Source organism: Shewanella loihica PV-4 (genome assembly GCF_000016065.1).
GTDB classification, from domain to species: Bacteria; Pseudomonadota; Gammaproteobacteria; order Enterobacterales; family Shewanellaceae; genus Shewanella; species Shewanella loihica.
In genome coordinates this window covers 1,259,189-1,273,978 of record NC_009092.1, presented here as the reverse complement: position 1 = coordinate 1,273,978, position 14,790 = coordinate 1,259,189, and the positions used below count along the sequence as shown (strand labels likewise).

14 protein-coding genes are annotated in these 14,790 nt (G+C 50.2%); 2 read left to right on the top strand and 12 right to left on the bottom strand.

The window, feature by feature from the left end; translation table 11 throughout:
- Nucleotides 1–4: 4 nt before the first annotated feature.
- From SHEW_RS05690 to murJ, 9 genes are all read right to left on the bottom strand, one after another.
- A complete protein-coding gene (locus SHEW_RS05690) occupies nucleotides 5–439 on the bottom strand; it encodes a pilus assembly PilX N-terminal domain-containing protein (RefSeq protein WP_011864909.1) in 435 nt (144 codons plus the stop codon).
- Between the two features lie 5 nt (nucleotides 440–444).
- A complete protein-coding gene (locus SHEW_RS05685) occupies nucleotides 445–1,431 on the bottom strand; it encodes a PilW family protein (protein WP_011864908.1) in 987 nt (328 codons plus the stop codon).
- Nucleotides 1,432–1,953 carry a type IV pilus modification protein PilV gene (gene pilV / locus SHEW_RS05680; RefSeq protein WP_011864907.1) on the bottom strand — a complete coding sequence of 174 codons (522 nt, stop codon included), beginning with the start codon at nucleotides 1,951–1,953 and terminating at the stop codon, nucleotides 1,432–1,434.
- A gap of 231 nt (nucleotides 1,954–2,184) precedes the next feature.
- Complete coding sequence (ispH, locus tag SHEW_RS05675; RefSeq protein WP_190272423.1) at nucleotides 2,185–3,114, bottom strand: 4-hydroxy-3-methylbut-2-enyl diphosphate reductase; 930 nt, start codon at nucleotides 3,112–3,114, stop codon at nucleotides 2,185–2,187.
- Nucleotides 3,115–3,137: 23 nt separating this feature from the next.
- Nucleotides 3,138–3,560, bottom strand: a complete 423-nt coding sequence (fkpB, locus tag SHEW_RS05670) for an FKBP-type peptidyl-prolyl cis-trans isomerase (RefSeq protein WP_011864905.1) — start codon at nucleotides 3,558–3,560, stop codon at nucleotides 3,138–3,140.
- Between the two features lie 3 nt (nucleotides 3,561–3,563).
- Nucleotides 3,564–4,076 carry a signal peptidase II gene (gene lspA, locus SHEW_RS05665; protein WP_011864904.1) on the bottom strand — a complete coding sequence of 171 codons (513 nt, stop codon included), beginning with the start codon at nucleotides 4,074–4,076 and terminating at the stop codon, nucleotides 3,564–3,566.
- A gap of 9 nt (nucleotides 4,077–4,085) precedes the next feature.
- Nucleotides 4,086–6,908 carry an isoleucine--tRNA ligase gene (gene ileS / locus SHEW_RS05660; protein WP_011864903.1) on the bottom strand — a complete coding sequence of 941 codons (2,823 nt, stop codon included), beginning with the start codon at nucleotides 6,906–6,908 and terminating at the stop codon, nucleotides 4,086–4,088.
- A gap of 32 nt (nucleotides 6,909–6,940) precedes the next feature.
- The gene (ribF, locus tag SHEW_RS05655; protein WP_011864902.1) at nucleotides 6,941–7,876 is read right to left on the bottom strand and encodes a bifunctional riboflavin kinase/FAD synthetase; all 936 of its coding nucleotides are present in this window, start codon (nucleotides 7,874–7,876) and stop codon (nucleotides 6,941–6,943) included.
- A gap of 65 nt (nucleotides 7,877–7,941) precedes the next feature.
- On the bottom strand, nucleotides 7,942–9,501 hold the full coding sequence (gene murJ / locus SHEW_RS05650) for a murein biosynthesis integral membrane protein MurJ (RefSeq protein WP_011864901.1): 1,560 nt from the start codon (nucleotides 9,499–9,501) through the stop codon (nucleotides 7,942–7,944).
- 247 nt (nucleotides 9,502–9,748) lie between these two features.
- Here murJ and rpsT point away from each other — a divergent pair, with 247 nt between their 5' ends.
- On the top strand, nucleotides 9,749–10,015 hold the full coding sequence (gene rpsT, locus SHEW_RS05645) for a 30S ribosomal protein S20 (protein ID WP_011864900.1): 267 nt from the start codon (nucleotides 9,749–9,751) through the stop codon (nucleotides 10,013–10,015).
- Nucleotides 10,016–10,236: 221 nt separating this feature from the next.
- Here rpsT and SHEW_RS05640 read toward each other — a convergent pair whose 3' ends face one another.
- Complete coding sequence (locus SHEW_RS05640; RefSeq protein ID WP_011864899.1) at nucleotides 10,237–10,533, bottom strand: ArsR/SmtB family transcription factor; 297 nt, start codon at nucleotides 10,531–10,533, stop codon at nucleotides 10,237–10,239.
- 135 nt (nucleotides 10,534–10,668) lie between these two features.
- On the opposite strand from SHEW_RS05640, the gene SHEW_RS05635 reads away from it, so the two are divergent.
- Nucleotides 10,669–12,075 carry a M28 family peptidase gene (locus SHEW_RS05635; RefSeq protein ID WP_011864898.1) on the top strand — a complete coding sequence of 469 codons (1,407 nt, stop codon included), beginning with the start codon at nucleotides 10,669–10,671 and terminating at the stop codon, nucleotides 12,073–12,075.
- Nucleotides 12,076–12,255: 180 nt separating this feature from the next.
- Here the strand turns inward: SHEW_RS05635 and yaaA are convergent, their stop codons facing one another.
- Together yaaA and SHEW_RS05625 are read right to left on the bottom strand one after the other, a co-directional pair.
- Nucleotides 12,256–13,032: a peroxide stress protein YaaA gene (yaaA, locus tag SHEW_RS05630; protein WP_011864897.1), complete on the bottom strand. Its 777-nt coding sequence runs from the start codon at nucleotides 13,030–13,032 to the stop codon at nucleotides 12,256–12,258.
- Nucleotides 13,033–13,159: 127 nt separating this feature from the next.
- On the bottom strand, nucleotides 13,160–14,638 hold the full coding sequence (locus tag SHEW_RS05625) for an alanine/glycine:cation symporter family protein (RefSeq protein ID WP_011864896.1): 1,479 nt from the start codon (nucleotides 14,636–14,638) through the stop codon (nucleotides 13,160–13,162).
- Nucleotides 14,639–14,790: the final 152 nt, after the last annotated feature.

The window sequence follows — 14,790 nt, the reverse complement described above, 5'->3', positions numbered from 1 at the left end:
AATCCTAGTTTCCTGTAAGTACTTGCTGTTCGATGCCTGAAGCTACTGTTAGAGAGCCGAGATTGTCACGGCCAAAAACGGCAGTACTGGTAACCTGAGCACGACGACAACTCACTAAGTTAGCCCCTGTGGCGTTGGTAGTTCTTTGACAACCAACATCCTTAACTGCTGTCTCAGGGAGTGGGGTTATCACTTGCGTACTACTAAAAGTTGTCTCGGTGACCTTATTAGAAAGATTGGCAAAAGCGGCACCGGAATAATTATCAATAACTTGCGAAAGCCCACCGTCAGCTATTGCCTTAGCTTCAATTCTTTCAGAGCCAGCACCAGCCATACGAAGAGACTGTGTAGAGTTAACAGCTAAAGCAACACCTATTACAGTCATGATAATGAGAATTATCAGGGAAAGAAAAAGTACTATCCCCTGCTGTTTTTTCATCATCTTTAGCTCCTTATTAGTACTGGGTTTTCCAATACCACCGTTGTCGACATAACCTTACGTCTAAAATTATCTTTGATAGGCTGTATCTGCTTATCACCCAATTGATAAGTGGTCTCATTCGTATATGATGGGTCATTCTGGACAGAACGAACCAAAACAAAAACTTTTATCGCAACCAAACGCTGAAATGATTCGTTATCCCACATTAGCGAGGTCACTTGGGATTCGGGAATGTAGCGATCTGGCGTGCTATCGCCATCATTATCAAATCCATAAAGGAAACGAACATTTTCTATTCCTTCCACTAATTGCTCAAAGTTATTCATTCCCTTATTTGTTAGAGTAATTCGTCGTAATACTGGAGTACCTGCTGCATCATCTGCAATATAGTAAACATGATGCTGATATTCCCAGATCCTTGGATTGGTTAGGGCTGCTACTGGGTTAGCACCGACGAAAAATGCAACTTCACTAGAGTTCGTAGCAGCAAATATGGCATCACTATTACCATTTGCTACATTGGGCCCAATAAAGCGTTTCATCTGTAATACATCGGTATTTTTATTAACCGTTACACCAGCCAAGCAGCTTAAAGAGCTACCTCCAACGCCACTTTCGTATCCCCACAACCGCCTGAAATGAGCAGGTTGCGTATTAGGAAGCGTCGCATTATTTAATCCAGCGCCAACACAATCAATGAAACCTGATGTGGGCACTTCAAGTACAGTGTTTGTCCCAACAACAAAATCCGTCCCCGTAATATCCCCCATAAATCCAAGCTGAGAGATATCTCGCTCCATTATGGCAAGCGCTATCCGTCCATTTTCTTGCAATTGATTAAACTGGCTCGTAGTCGTTACATTCGAAGACGACATACTAAACATGGTAAAAAGCCCAGCCGATAAAAACAGACTTATAACTAGAGCTACCATCATTTCTACAAGTGACAGGCCCTTTTGCTTATTTTTTATTTTCAAAGCCATATTCATCTAGATGATCACTGTTTGTATTGAGTAAAGACGACGTCGATTGCTTGCTGTGCCGCAATCACTCGAGCTTCCTGCATCAGAGGTAGCTCTTATCCCTTTCCACGCCATAACAACATTTACGGTATTCCCATTAACCGTAACGCAAGCTGTCGGAGTATCAAGTCCTCCTACATTTTGCCCTCCCACGACCTCAGCCGCACCGATAAACGCTGAACGCCACTCATATAAATCCCAAGCGACAGTCTGAGAGGGAGAGCATAAGGCTGCGCCAGTACAGGCGGGATTTGGCAGAGTTGGCGCGCCACTATAGGTGCCAGCATAATTTGCTATCTGGCTAGGATTTAACTTCATGCGATTGATAATATCGTTGGCGTAGTATGAAGCCTGGGTCTGTTGAAAAGACTCGAAGCTGCCTCGCTTAGAAACAACGTGTAGATTAAATATGCCGATCAGGCCAATAACAAGAATGACGAGCGAAACCATCACCTCTATTAGGGAAAACCCTTTCCCACGTTTTACCATGATGTCAAATCTCCGATATTAGCCATACTTTTGACAGTCGTTTCAGTCGTTTAGTCTTTTAAAATCTGAAAGTTAGCATAACTTTAAACTATACTAGTTAATCATAGATTAGTCGAATGTTACTCGCTAGTAATATTAGGTCTAAAAAGGAAATTCGATATGCCAAGGGCAATTTTTAGGCAACAAAAAAGGAGGCTTTAGCCTCCTTTTCTCATCAAAACAGCAAGATACCTAGCGTAGTTCAGCCGGTACGGCAAATACGGTATCTTCTTTACGCCCTTCCACCTCGGTGATCACACTAGGTGCCAACTTGGCGATAGCATCGATAACCTGTTGTACCAACACCTCCGGCGCCGATGCGCCAGCGGTAACGGCAACCTTCTCGATATCGTTAAACCACTCAGGTTTAATGTCGTCGGCATTATCCACAAGATAAGACTGTGTGCCCTTCTTAATGGCCAGTTCCATCAAACGATTCGAGTTGGAGCTGTTCTTAGAACCCACCACAATGAAGAGGTCGACGTCATCGGCGACATTACGCACCGCATCTTGTCGGTTTTGGGTGGCGTAGCAGATATCGTCCTTACGTGGTCCCTGGATTGACGGGAAACGCTTCTGCAAAGCCGCTATCACATCTGCTGTATCATCCATAGACAGAGTCGTCTGTGTCACGAAGCAGAGGTTATCAGGGTCTTTCACCACTAAGGCCTCTACATCGGCAGGTGACTCCACCAACAATACGCCGCCCTCAGGGTTGTCGTATTGTCCCATGGTCCCTTCAACCTCAGGGTGGCCCGCATGGCCGATAAGGATACATTCGATCCCCTTACGACTGGCACGGGTGACCTGCAGATGCACCTTGGTCACCAATGGGCAGGTGGCATCGAATACTCGCAGGCCACGTTTTTTCGCCTCGGCGCGAACCGCCTGGGATACACCGTGAGCACTGAAGATCACTATGCTGTCGTCTGGCACTTGATCTAGCTCGTCGACAAACACAGCGCCCCTGTCTTTGAGATTTTGCACAACATATCGATTATGCACCACTTCATGACGTACATAAATTGGCGGCGAGAACAGCTCGAGCGCCCTCTCGACTATGCTGATGGCCCGATCGACACCGGCACAAAAACCACGCGGGTTGGCCAATTTAATCTGCAGGCTTTGAGGAGGTTGCGTCATGATTAGAGCTCCTGCACCACTTCCAATTCAAATGTCACCGCGCGCCCTGCCAATGGATGGTTAAGATCGACGGTTACCGAATCCCCAACTACCTCGCGGACGATACCAGGGATCTCACTGCCACCAGGTCCGGCGAAACTGACGATAACGCCAGTTTCGAGCTGCATATCGGCAGGAAACTTACTCCTGTCCATATGGTGGATAGCATCCGGGTTTGACTCGCCAAAGGCATCCGCTGCTGCCAGGGTAAAACTGTGCTTATCGCCTTGCTTGAGGTTCGAAAGCTCGGCCTCAAATGCCGGACTCAGACTCTGGTCGCCAATATTTAACTTGGCCGGTTTACCAGAGGCCTTAGTGCTATCGGCGGTCGAACCATCTTCCAGCAGTATATTCATATGGCACAATAATGAACGTGTAACAGTCACTTCTTACCCCTTTGCAACGTCTTCGCCATTTGGCTTACGCTCTGAAATAAACGAATCCAAGATGATGAGTCCAGCACCGACACAGATCGCCGAATCGGCAATGTTGAAGGCGGGGAAATGGCTCGTCTTCCAATAAAAGTCGAGAAAATCGACCACAAAGCCATGTTGCAAGCGATCAATTAAATTCCCCAGCGCCCCACCAATCACTAAGGTATAGGCCAGATTCAGTCGCCATAATCCTTTCGGTTGCTTACGCAGCCAGACGGTCAGCAAGGTACTAAAGCCGACGGCAACCAAGGTAAACAGCCAACGCTGCCACCCACCGGCATCATTTAGAAAGCTAAAGGCGGCACCATAATTTCTCACATAGGTGAAATTAAAAAATGGCAGTAAGTTGATTGACTCTCTCAGGTCAAAATTGGCTAGTACCCATTGTTTGGATAGTTGATCGGCGACGAACACCAATACAACTACCCAATACCAACGTAAGCCACTCTCTTTCCAGCTAGATGGCATTCGATTCCCTTATGCGAACTGGCGAACTTCGCCGTCACCTTCGATGTTGGTCACACAGCGTGTACACAGCAGTGGATGCGCTTCAACCTGACCCACATCTTCTCTGTGATGCCAGCAGCGATCGCACTTGGCCGCCTCTGTCTTATCCACTAATAGCTTAAGACCAGCCAGCTCTGTCTCAACCGCATCGTCACCGGCGTTCGCCAGCGGGGCAATCTGAGTATTAGAGGTCAGCAACACGAAGCGCAGCTCATCACCCAGCAGCGCCAGAGACTCTGTTAAGGCCTCATCGGCATAGATAGTCACTTCGGCTTCTAACGAACCGCCGACACGCTGCTCGCGGCGCGCCTGCTCGATGGCCTTGTTCACCTCATCACGTACTGTGATGAGATTTGCCCAATAATCGTCGCTCAGGTCACTATCTAGGGTCACAGAGACCAGGCCTTCGAACCAAGTCTGAGTAAAGACAAACTCTTCACGCTCGCCCGGCAGCGACTGCCATACCTCATCGGCGGTAAAGCTCAGGATTGGCGCAATCCAGCGCACCATGGCTTCGGCGATCAGGAACAGCGCGCTCTGACAGCTACGACGTGCCAGGCTGTCACGCTTAGCCGTGTACTGTCTGTCTTTGATGATATCCAGATAGAAGCTGCCAAGCTCAACAGAGCAGAACTGCATCAGCTTCTGAGTCACTAGGTGGAAGTTATATTGCTCGTAAGCCTCTAAGATCTCGGCTTGCAAGGCGGCAGCGCGGCGCACCACCCAGCGATCCAGCGCCACCATATCTTCGATGGCAACGGTGTCGTTTACCGGATCGAAACCATTTAGGTTAGCCAGCAGGAAACGCGCCGTGTTACGGATACGACGGTAAGCATCGGCGCTACGCTTAAGGATCTCATCAGACACTGTCATCTCACCGCTATAATCGGTCGCCGCCACCCAAAGACGCAAAATGTCGGCGCCTAGCTTATTGGTGACTTGCAGCGGGGCGATCACGTTACCGATCGACTTTGACATCTTACGGCCCTGACCATCCACGGTGAAACCATGGGTCAATACCTGCTTGTAAGGCGCCTTGCCGTTCATGGCGGTAGAGATCATCAGTGATGACATGAACCAACCACGGTGCTGGTCGCTACCTTCTAGGTAAAGGTCAACAGGATGACCATTGTATTCAGGACGCGCGGCAACCACAGATGAGAAGGTAGAGCCTGAGTCATACCAGACATCTAGGGTATCGGTGACCTTACGGTATTGGTCGGCCTCTTCGCCTAACAGCTCTGCGGCGTCGAGATCCCACCAAGCCTGAATACCTTCTTGCTCGATGCGATGGGCAACGCGCTCCATCAGGGCAACACTGTCAGGGTGTAACTCTTCGGTATCACGGTGTACAAACAGGGTGATAGGCACGCCCCAGGTACGTTGACGTGAGATACACCAGTCAGGGCGGTTCTCGACCATCTTCTCGATACGGCTCTGACCCCAGTCAGGGATCCATTGCGTCTTCTCGATCTCGCTCAGCGACTGAGTACGTAAACCTTTTTGGTCCATAGAGATGAACCACTGCGGCGTCGCGCGGAAGATAATAGGTGTCTTATGGCGCCAGCAGTGTGGGTAGCTGTGACGATAAGCCACATGATTCAGCAGTGCGCCCTTCTCTTCGAGCAGTGCAACCACATTATCGTTGGCTTTAAAGACATGTTGGCCGGCGAAGAACTCGGTATCTGGCTTGTAGACACCGTTATCCCCTACAGGGTTAGCCACTTCCAGACCATATTTTTGCCCGATAACAAAGTCGTCCTGACCGTGGCCAGGAGCCGTGTGTACCACACCGGTACCCGAATCAACAGTGACGTGGTCGCCTATGATGACAGGCACATCGAAATCATAGAAAGGATGCTTAAAGCGCAGCAACTCCAGCGCCTGACCTTTCACTGTGCCCAGCACACTGTGCAACTCGGCGCCGTAACGCTCGATGCAAGACTCAACCAGCTCCTGCGCCACAATAATCGCGCGCTTGCTGCCATCTTTAGTGAACTCAACCAGATCGTAATCGATATCACCGGCCATTGAGAGGCCGCGGTTAGCAGGCAGTGTCCAAGGCGTTGTGGTCCAGATAACGGTCGCCACTTCGGCGTCAGATTGCTCTAATCCGAATTTAGCCAGCACAGCCGCTTGATCGACCGCCACAAAGGCAACATCGATGGCAGGTGAAGTCTTATCTTCATATTCGACTTCCGCTTCAGCCAGTGCTGAACCACAATCGGTACACCAGTGCACAGGCTTAACACCTTTGTGCAGGTGGCCGTTGTCGATCACCTTAGCCAAAGAGCGAACTATGTTGGCTTCGGTGTCGAAGTTCATGGTGAGGTAAGGATTTTGCCAGTCGCCCAGCACGCCAAGACGGATAAAGTCTTCACGCTGACCATCTACCTGGGCAGCAGCGTATTCGCGACACTTCTGACGAAACTCGGCCGCAGAGACCTTCTGGCCAGGCTTACCCACTTTCTGCTCGACCTTAAGCTCGATTGGCAAACCGTGACAGTCCCAACCTGGAATATATGGCGCGTCAAAACCCGACAGGGTCTTAGACTTGATAATAATGTCTTTAAGGATCTTATTTACTGAGTGACCAATATGAATGCTACCGTTAGCGTACGGTGGGCCATCATGCAGAATGAATGGCTTGGCACCTGTGCGGCTTTCACGAATCTTTTGGTACAGTTTCTTTTCTGTCCAAGATTTCAACATCTCTGGCTCACGTTGTGCCAGATTACCACGCATCGGAAACTCAGTTTCCGGCAAGTTTAAAGTAGATTTATAGTCGCTCATTGATCCTATACCGTTAATTTAGCTGATTGCTCTCAGCCTGCATCGCAGCCAAGCAGGGCCTTGGCCCTGTCAGCATCATCTTTAATTTGTAGCTTCAGCGCATCTAAAGACTTAAATGGCTGTTCATCCCTAATCTTTGCCACCAACTCGACTTCGACGGTGCGACCATACAGGTCTCCTTCAAAATCAAACAGATGGACTTCTAACTGACAATTTTGTCCGTTGACCGTGGGCCTAAAGCCGACGTTGGCCACCCCTTCATAGATATCGCTTCCGTCCCAATACAGCTTGACGGCAAAGACGCCCCTGACCGGCGACACCTTACGTTTCAAGGCGATATTGGCAGTGGGGAAACCTATGGTGCGGCCGATTTTCTCACCATGGGCAACCTTACCGCTCAGGGCATATGGATGGCCGAGCAGGCGCCTTGCCTGCTCTAGGTTCCCCTTGGCGAGCAGCCCACGAATCTCTGTGGAGCTCACCCGTTTATCCCCTAGGATAAAGCTATGGGTATTGACCACGGCGAAACCATATTTTTCACCGGCGGCCTTTAACATCTCAAAATTACCGCGGCGCTGCTTGCCAAAACAGAAGTCATCCCCCACCACCAGGTATTTCACTCCTAGCTGTTTTACCAGGAGATCCTCGATAAAGGCTTCTGCCGGCATGGCGGCAAACTTCTGATTAAAATTGACGCACAGCAGACGATCTATGCCCAGCTCATCGAGCAAGACGATCTTATCGCGCAGCAAACTCAGCCTGGCCGGGGCATTATCCCCCTTAAACAACTCTTGCGGCTGAGGTTCGAATGTCATGAGTGTTGCAGGAACCCCATGTTGCTTGGCTTTTTTTACAAGGGCAGCAATGACTTCGGCATGCCCACGATGCACGCCGTCAAAGTTCCCAATAGTCAGCACGCAACCCTGGTGTCTGGGTAAAATATTATGTATACCGCGGATCAGTTCCATTACATTCAATAACTAGCAAGCATAAGTTCGCGGATTATATACCAGCTGAGAAGGATAATCAGCAATCAAAAGCCAGCTTTCATCCTCCAGGGGCGAATTCCTAACAATAACATAGCCAACAGGTAGACCACAGCCCCTGCACCAATCAAATAGGCCAGCTGAGTTGCCCTGCCCATAAATGAAAGCGCTAGCCAGGTATCAATGCTAGGCAACAATAGATAAAGCACGGCGATCATCAGCGCGGCGGCAACCAAAGTTTTGCCCATAAACACAAAGGTCTGACGAGGAATTTGGTACACCCCCGCGCGATGCAGGCCGCGGTAAAGCAGACTTGCATTGAGCAGCGCCGATAACGAGGTGGCAATCGCCAAGCCCACATAACCGAATGGAAACACAAAAATCAGGTTAAACACCATGTTACTCACCATGGCGACTATGCCGTAACGCACAGGGGTTTTGGTATCCTGACGGGAGTAATAGCCCGGCGCCAGCACCTTGATCAGCATGAAACTCAGCAGCCCCGAACCATAGGCCATTAAACTATAAGAGGCCATATCCACATCATCTAGCGTGAAGGCGCCGCGCATGAAGAGCACCATCAACATGGGCTTTGCCAAGACGATCAGGCCGCACATGGCAGGCACCCCCATCAGCAAAATCGCCTTGATCCCCCAATCCATCGTTTTGGCAAAACCATCCCCCTCGGCGTTAACATGCTTCTTCGACAGCGCCGGCAAGATAACGGTAGCGATGGCGATACCAAACAGACCTAAGGGGAATTCCAGCAGTCGATCTGAGTAGTAGAGCCAGCTGATGGAGCCCGTCACCAAGAAACTGGCAATAAAGGTATCGAGCAGCAGATTGATCTGCGACACAGACACGCCAAACAGCGCGGGCAGCATCAGGGTGCGGATCTTAACGACGCCCGGGTGATGCCAACCCCACGACGGCTTAACCAAGGCCTTCTCTCTAAATAGAAAAGGAATTTGGAATAAAAACTGGATCAGGCCACCGGCGAAAACGCCCCAAGCAAGGCCTATCTCCGGCTGATCGAGCTTAGGCGCCAGAAACAGCGCCGCACTGATGATGGCCACATTTAAAAACACCGGGGTAAAGGCCGATACCGCAAATCGGCCACGTGTGTTGAGTATCGATCCCGCCAAGGCGGTAAAGGTAATAAACCAGAGATAGGGAAAGGTGATCTTCAGCATTAGTGATGCCAGCTCAAATTTCTGACCATTTGGCTCATCGTTTAGCCAGGCCAGGAACCAACCGCCGCCAAACAGGGCCGTTAATAGTGGCGAGGCGATCACCCCCATCAGAGTCACCAAGGTCACCACCAGCCCGAGCGTACCGGCCACCTTGGCGAGCAACTCGCGAACCGCCTGGTCGTCATGTTTCTCTTGATATTCGGTCAAGACAGGCACGAAGGCCTGGGCGAAGGCACCTTCGGCAAATAATCGGCGTAAAAAATTTGGGATCTTGTTGGCAAAAAAGAAGACGTCGGCGCTACTCCCGGCCCCCATCAAATTGGCGATAACCACGTCTCGCACTAAGCCTAAAACACGAGAAATCAGCGTCATAGCACTCACGATCATGCCTGACTTAAATAGTTTCTTGCTCAAAGTTCCCCCTGAAACGAGCACTACAGGTGTATCGAGCAAGTTAAAAAGTCGACTACCCCCTGTCACCAAGCAGCAAATACTGCTAGAATAGCGCACCATATTACACGAGTTAGGTTGAAGAACGCCAAGTCTGCTCTGATTAATTTATCTTTAGGATAAAGATCCGATCATTGTCATTGACAAACTGACGAAAAAAAGGCATATTCCTCGACCTTTAAAAATATCTAACCCTTTTAGGAGTTGCACCTTGGCTAATAGCAAGTCTGCAAAGAAGCGCGCGCTTCAATCTGAAAAACGTCGTCAGCACAACGCTAGCCGTCGTTCTATGCTACGTTCTTACGTTAAGAAAGTAATCGCTGCGATCAACACTGGCGATCACAAAGCGGCAACTGAAGCATTCAATGCTGCACAACCAATTGTTGACCGTATGGCGACTAAAGGTCTTATTCACAAGAATAAAGCTGCCCGTCATAAGGCTCGTCTAAACGCTAAGATCAAAGCACTAGCTGCTTAATCTTTTAGCGATATAAAAAAACCGGCTTAGGCCGGTTTTTTTGTGCCCGTCATTCGAGCACCAATCAATCTCGCCACTTCGCAAAAACAGCATTCAAGCGGCAGTAGAGTCAATCGAAAATTCGTAAATACTCTAAACGGGCAAAATCCCCAGGGCAAAAAAACAAAAAAGCTGACGGCCAGTCGCCCATCAGCTTTCTATCTGCGCTATTCTCAAGCCATTTAGTGACAATAGATAGTGTTAAGTAACTTAATAATTTCAGATACTTCCTTGCTTTTCAGCGAATAAAATACCGTTTGCGCTTCTTTTCGCGTTTCGACCAAATTGTCTTTACGAAGCCATGCTAAGTGTTGCGACAGCGCAGATTGGCTAAGCCCCAGCTTTTTATTCATCTCACCGACGCACATCTCACCTTCGCTCAACAAGTAGCATAAGATGAACAGCCGGCGTTCATTTGCTAAAGCCTTTAGCAATACAACAGCATTATCCGCTCGTTGTTGCATCAATTCTATATTCATTACGAGCAATTTCTCCTAAAACAAACCCCGGCACTAATATAGCGTTGACTTAAAGATATAGTCGGGACATAAAGCACACTTTTTGCTAGATTGTTTTCAAAAATGGGACATACGTAATAAAAATAAAGGAAACTCATGAAAAGCTCCCCTCTCATCCTCCTATCCACACTCTTTTTCGGCGGCCTATTTGCCTGTCAAAATGCGGCAGCAACAGACACAAATCAAAGTGTTAGTGCCAAGCTACAGCAGCAAGCACTCTCTTCGAGCCTGGCCTATGATATTGTCGAATCACTCACGGTCGAAGTAGGCCCTAGACTCGCCGGCAGCGACAAAGACTTGGTCGCCGTAGAGTGGGCCGAGAAGAAGCTGGGCTCCCTCGGTTTTGATAAGGTCTATAAAGAAGCCGTGCAGGTGCCCGTATGGCAACGAGGCGAGGCCAAGGCCAATATAGTCTCCCCTTACGCCCAACCTTTGGTGATCACCGCCCTAGGTGGCAGCGTCGGCACGCCGGAAGAAGGGATCAGTGCGCCAATCGTCCGCTTCGAGACCCTAGACGAACTAAAACAAGCCGATCCAAGCCTGGTTGCGGGCAAGATCGTCTTTATCGACCACATCACCCCTAGATTTAAGACGGGTAAAGGCTATGGCATGACAGTTGGCGGACGCTCACGGGGCGCCATCGCCGCTGCAGAGAAAGGCGCGCTAGCCATAGTGATCCGCTCCATCGGCACAGACCATGACAGAATGGCCCATACCGGCATGATGCGCTATCAAGAAGGGGTAGATAAGATCCCGGCTGCGGCCATGTCCAATCCCGATGCAGACTTGGTCACCCTGATGCTTAAGCGCGATCCCAACGTCGTGCTGCATCTCGAGATGAGCCCTAAGAACCTTGGCTACGCCACATCCTATAATGTCATTGCCGAGGTTACCGGCAGCAGCAAACCCGATGAGATAGTGCTTATCGGCGCGCACCTGGATTCTTGGGATGAAGGCACTGGCGCCATCGATGACGGAGCAGGCGTGGCCATTGTGACCGCCGCAGGCCACTACATCTCTCAGCTACCCGTTAAACCTGCCCGCACGGTTCGCGTGGTGCTCTACGCCGCCGAAGAGCTGGGGTTAATTGGCGGCAAGAGCTACGCCAAAGACCATCAAGCGGAGCTGGCCAAACACTATATAGCCGCCGAATCCGACTTTGGCGCCGGGCGTATCTACCAGATCGACTTTAACGTTGCCGATAAGGCCTTTGCCGCCGTGCAGGCTCATACCGGCTCGATGCAGGATAATGGTGTTGCGCCAGGCAATAACAAGGCCTCTGGTGGCCCTGACGTCTCCATGCTGCCAGGCTATGGCGTACCCGTGGCGTCACTCAGACAAGATGGCAGCGACTATTTCGACTATCACCACACGCCAAACGATACCTTGGATAAGATCGATCCTGAGGCGCTGGCACAAAATGCGGCGGCCTACGCCCAGTTTGCTTACCTCATGGCGCAATCTGATATTGAGTTAAGACCGCTAACCCCTAAGGCCAAATAGCCAGAGAAAGACCTAGAGTCTTTGATAATCGGCCTCAGATGATAGCCAACGAGAGTTCATGGCCAACGAGAGCTCATTGCCAACGAAAGTTAAGTTGGCTTAAGACTAAAAAAAGCAGCCTATGGCTGCTTTTTTTATCGCGTTGACAGAGTCTTTCACTCTGCAAATTAGTTCTTGAGCTTAGGCTTGCTCTTCTCTTAGGAACACAGGCTCGTTAACACTGGAGTCTGCCTCACTGTAGTAATAACCCGCGGTGTCGAACTTAAGCAGCTCTTCATAGCGACTCACCTTGTTATCAAGCATGTAGCGCACCATCATGCCGCGGGCCTTCTTGGCGAAGAAACTAATCACCTTATACTGACCATTCTTCTTATCCTTAAAGATAGGCGTGATCACCTGTCCCTGAATCTGTTTTGGCTTCACCGACTTAAAGTACTCGTTCGATGCCAGATTCACCAGGATATCATCGCCCTGTTCCGCCAACGCCTTGTTGACCTCTTGGGTGACGATATCACCCCAAAACTGGTATAGGTTCGCCCCGCGGTCATTAGCCAGCTTAGTGCCCATCTCCAAACGATAAGCCTGCATCAGGTCCAGTGGGCGCAGCAAGCCATAGAGGCCTGACAGGATACGTAGGTGCTGCTGAGCACGCGCTAGGCTCCCCTCAGACAGGGTATCGGCATCCAGCCCGGTATAGACATCGCCACGAAAGGCGAACAGCGCCTGCTTGGCATTGTCCAGATTGAAATCGCGATGCCACTCGGCGAAACGTGCGGCATTGAGTCCGGCAATCTTGTCGCTAACCTTCATCAAGGAGGCGATATCGGCTGGTGTTAGCTCTCGACACACCTTTATCAAGGCTTCACTGTGTTCGAGCAGTGCAGGCATAGTAAAGGTTTGGGTACTTGCTGGCGTTTCATAATCCAGGGTTTTAGCCGGAGAGACTAAGATCAGCATAAATTATCCTTTGTTTCTAACATTAAGCGAGGTGACTATCATACTGACGCAGACAGTAAAAAACCACGCCCTTGGAGCGTGGTTTTTTAGATGGAACTAATAGAGAGGCGCGATTAACCCGCTTGGGTTACACCTCGGGGACGGCAATCGACTTGCCTTCTTCTTTCGCCAAGGCATCGGCGCTGGGCTTACCCTTCCAGATCTTCTCATCCAGACCGTTAAGCTCAGGGAAATGCGCCGCATCGAATGTCGGCACCTTACCAGCCTTTAACTGCACTTCGTAATCTTTGATCACCGCAAAGGCCACCTTAGAGAGCATGACGATGGCGGCAATATTCACCAGCGCCATCAAGCCCATCGAGACATCGGCAAAGTTCCACACCAACTGCAGAGACGCCACTGACCCCGCCATCACCATGGCCAAAACCAAGGCGCGGAAGATATAGAGCACCTTCTTGCTCCGACTCAGGAACATGATATTGCTCTCTGCATAGCTGTAGTTAGCGATGATAGAAGAGAAGCAGAAGAGAATGATAGCGAAGGCGACAAAATAGGCAGCCCATCCACCCACCTCGTTGGTGAGCGCTAACTGCAACAGACCTATACCCTTCTGTTCACCCGGTGCATCCAGTACGCCCGATAACAAGATGATGGCTGCGGTAGCGCTACAGATCACTATGGTATCGACAAACACGCCAATCATCTGCACGAAGCCCTGAGAGGCGGGGTGATTAGGATTTGGTGATGCTGATGCCGCAATATTGGCCGCACTGCCCATACCCGCTTCGTTAGAGAACAATCCTCTTGCGATACCCGCCATCATGGCGCCCATGGCGCCGCCGGCGGCTTCTTCCCAACCGAAGGCACTCTTGACGATATAAGCCAGCGCCGCAGGCACCTGCTCAAGGTTCATTACCAGAACGATCAGGGCAATCGCCAGATAAGCCACCGCCATCACAGGCACGATAAGCTCAGAGGCCTTGGCCACTTTCTTCAGACCGCCGCTGATGATATAGGCCGCAACGGCGACAATCACCAGACCCACCATAGTCTTATCTAACCCAAAGGCATTATTGAGTGCATCAGTCATGGTATTGGCCTGGGCCGCATTGAAGGCGAAACCGAAGGCGATGATCAACAAGACAGAGAACAAAGAACCCATCCAGCGCTTGCCTAGCCCTTGCTCCATATAATAGGCCGGGCCACCACGGTACTGACCGTCGCTGTCTTTAACCTTGTATACTTGCGCCAGGGTCGACTCGATAAAGGCGGTTGCCATCCCAAGCAGGGCGATGAGCCACATCCAGAACACGGCGCCGGCGCCACCGACTGTAATTGCTACCGCAACACCAGCCATGTTACCCGTGCCCACACGGGCCGCCATAGAGGTACAAAATACCTGGAACGACGAAATACCATTGGTTTTCTCACGGCCCTGCAGCACTAACTTGCTACCATGACCAAACATACGTAATTGGATAAAGCCCAATCTCAATGTAAACAACACGCCCGCAGCGACCAGCACGTAAATCAACACACTGCCCCACAGCATGCCGTTTACCGCGTTGATAGTCGAATCGACTAAATTTAATACAGATTCAAACATAGAACTTCTATAACCCTTAGGACGTTTATGGTGACCTTGCCGAGCAAGCCGCCACCTTTGTTGAATTTCCTTCCCAATTTGATCGAATATTTCCGGCAGGATTATCTTTTCGAATTATCCTTTCATGATGCCAAAACAACATGCCTGCCGAA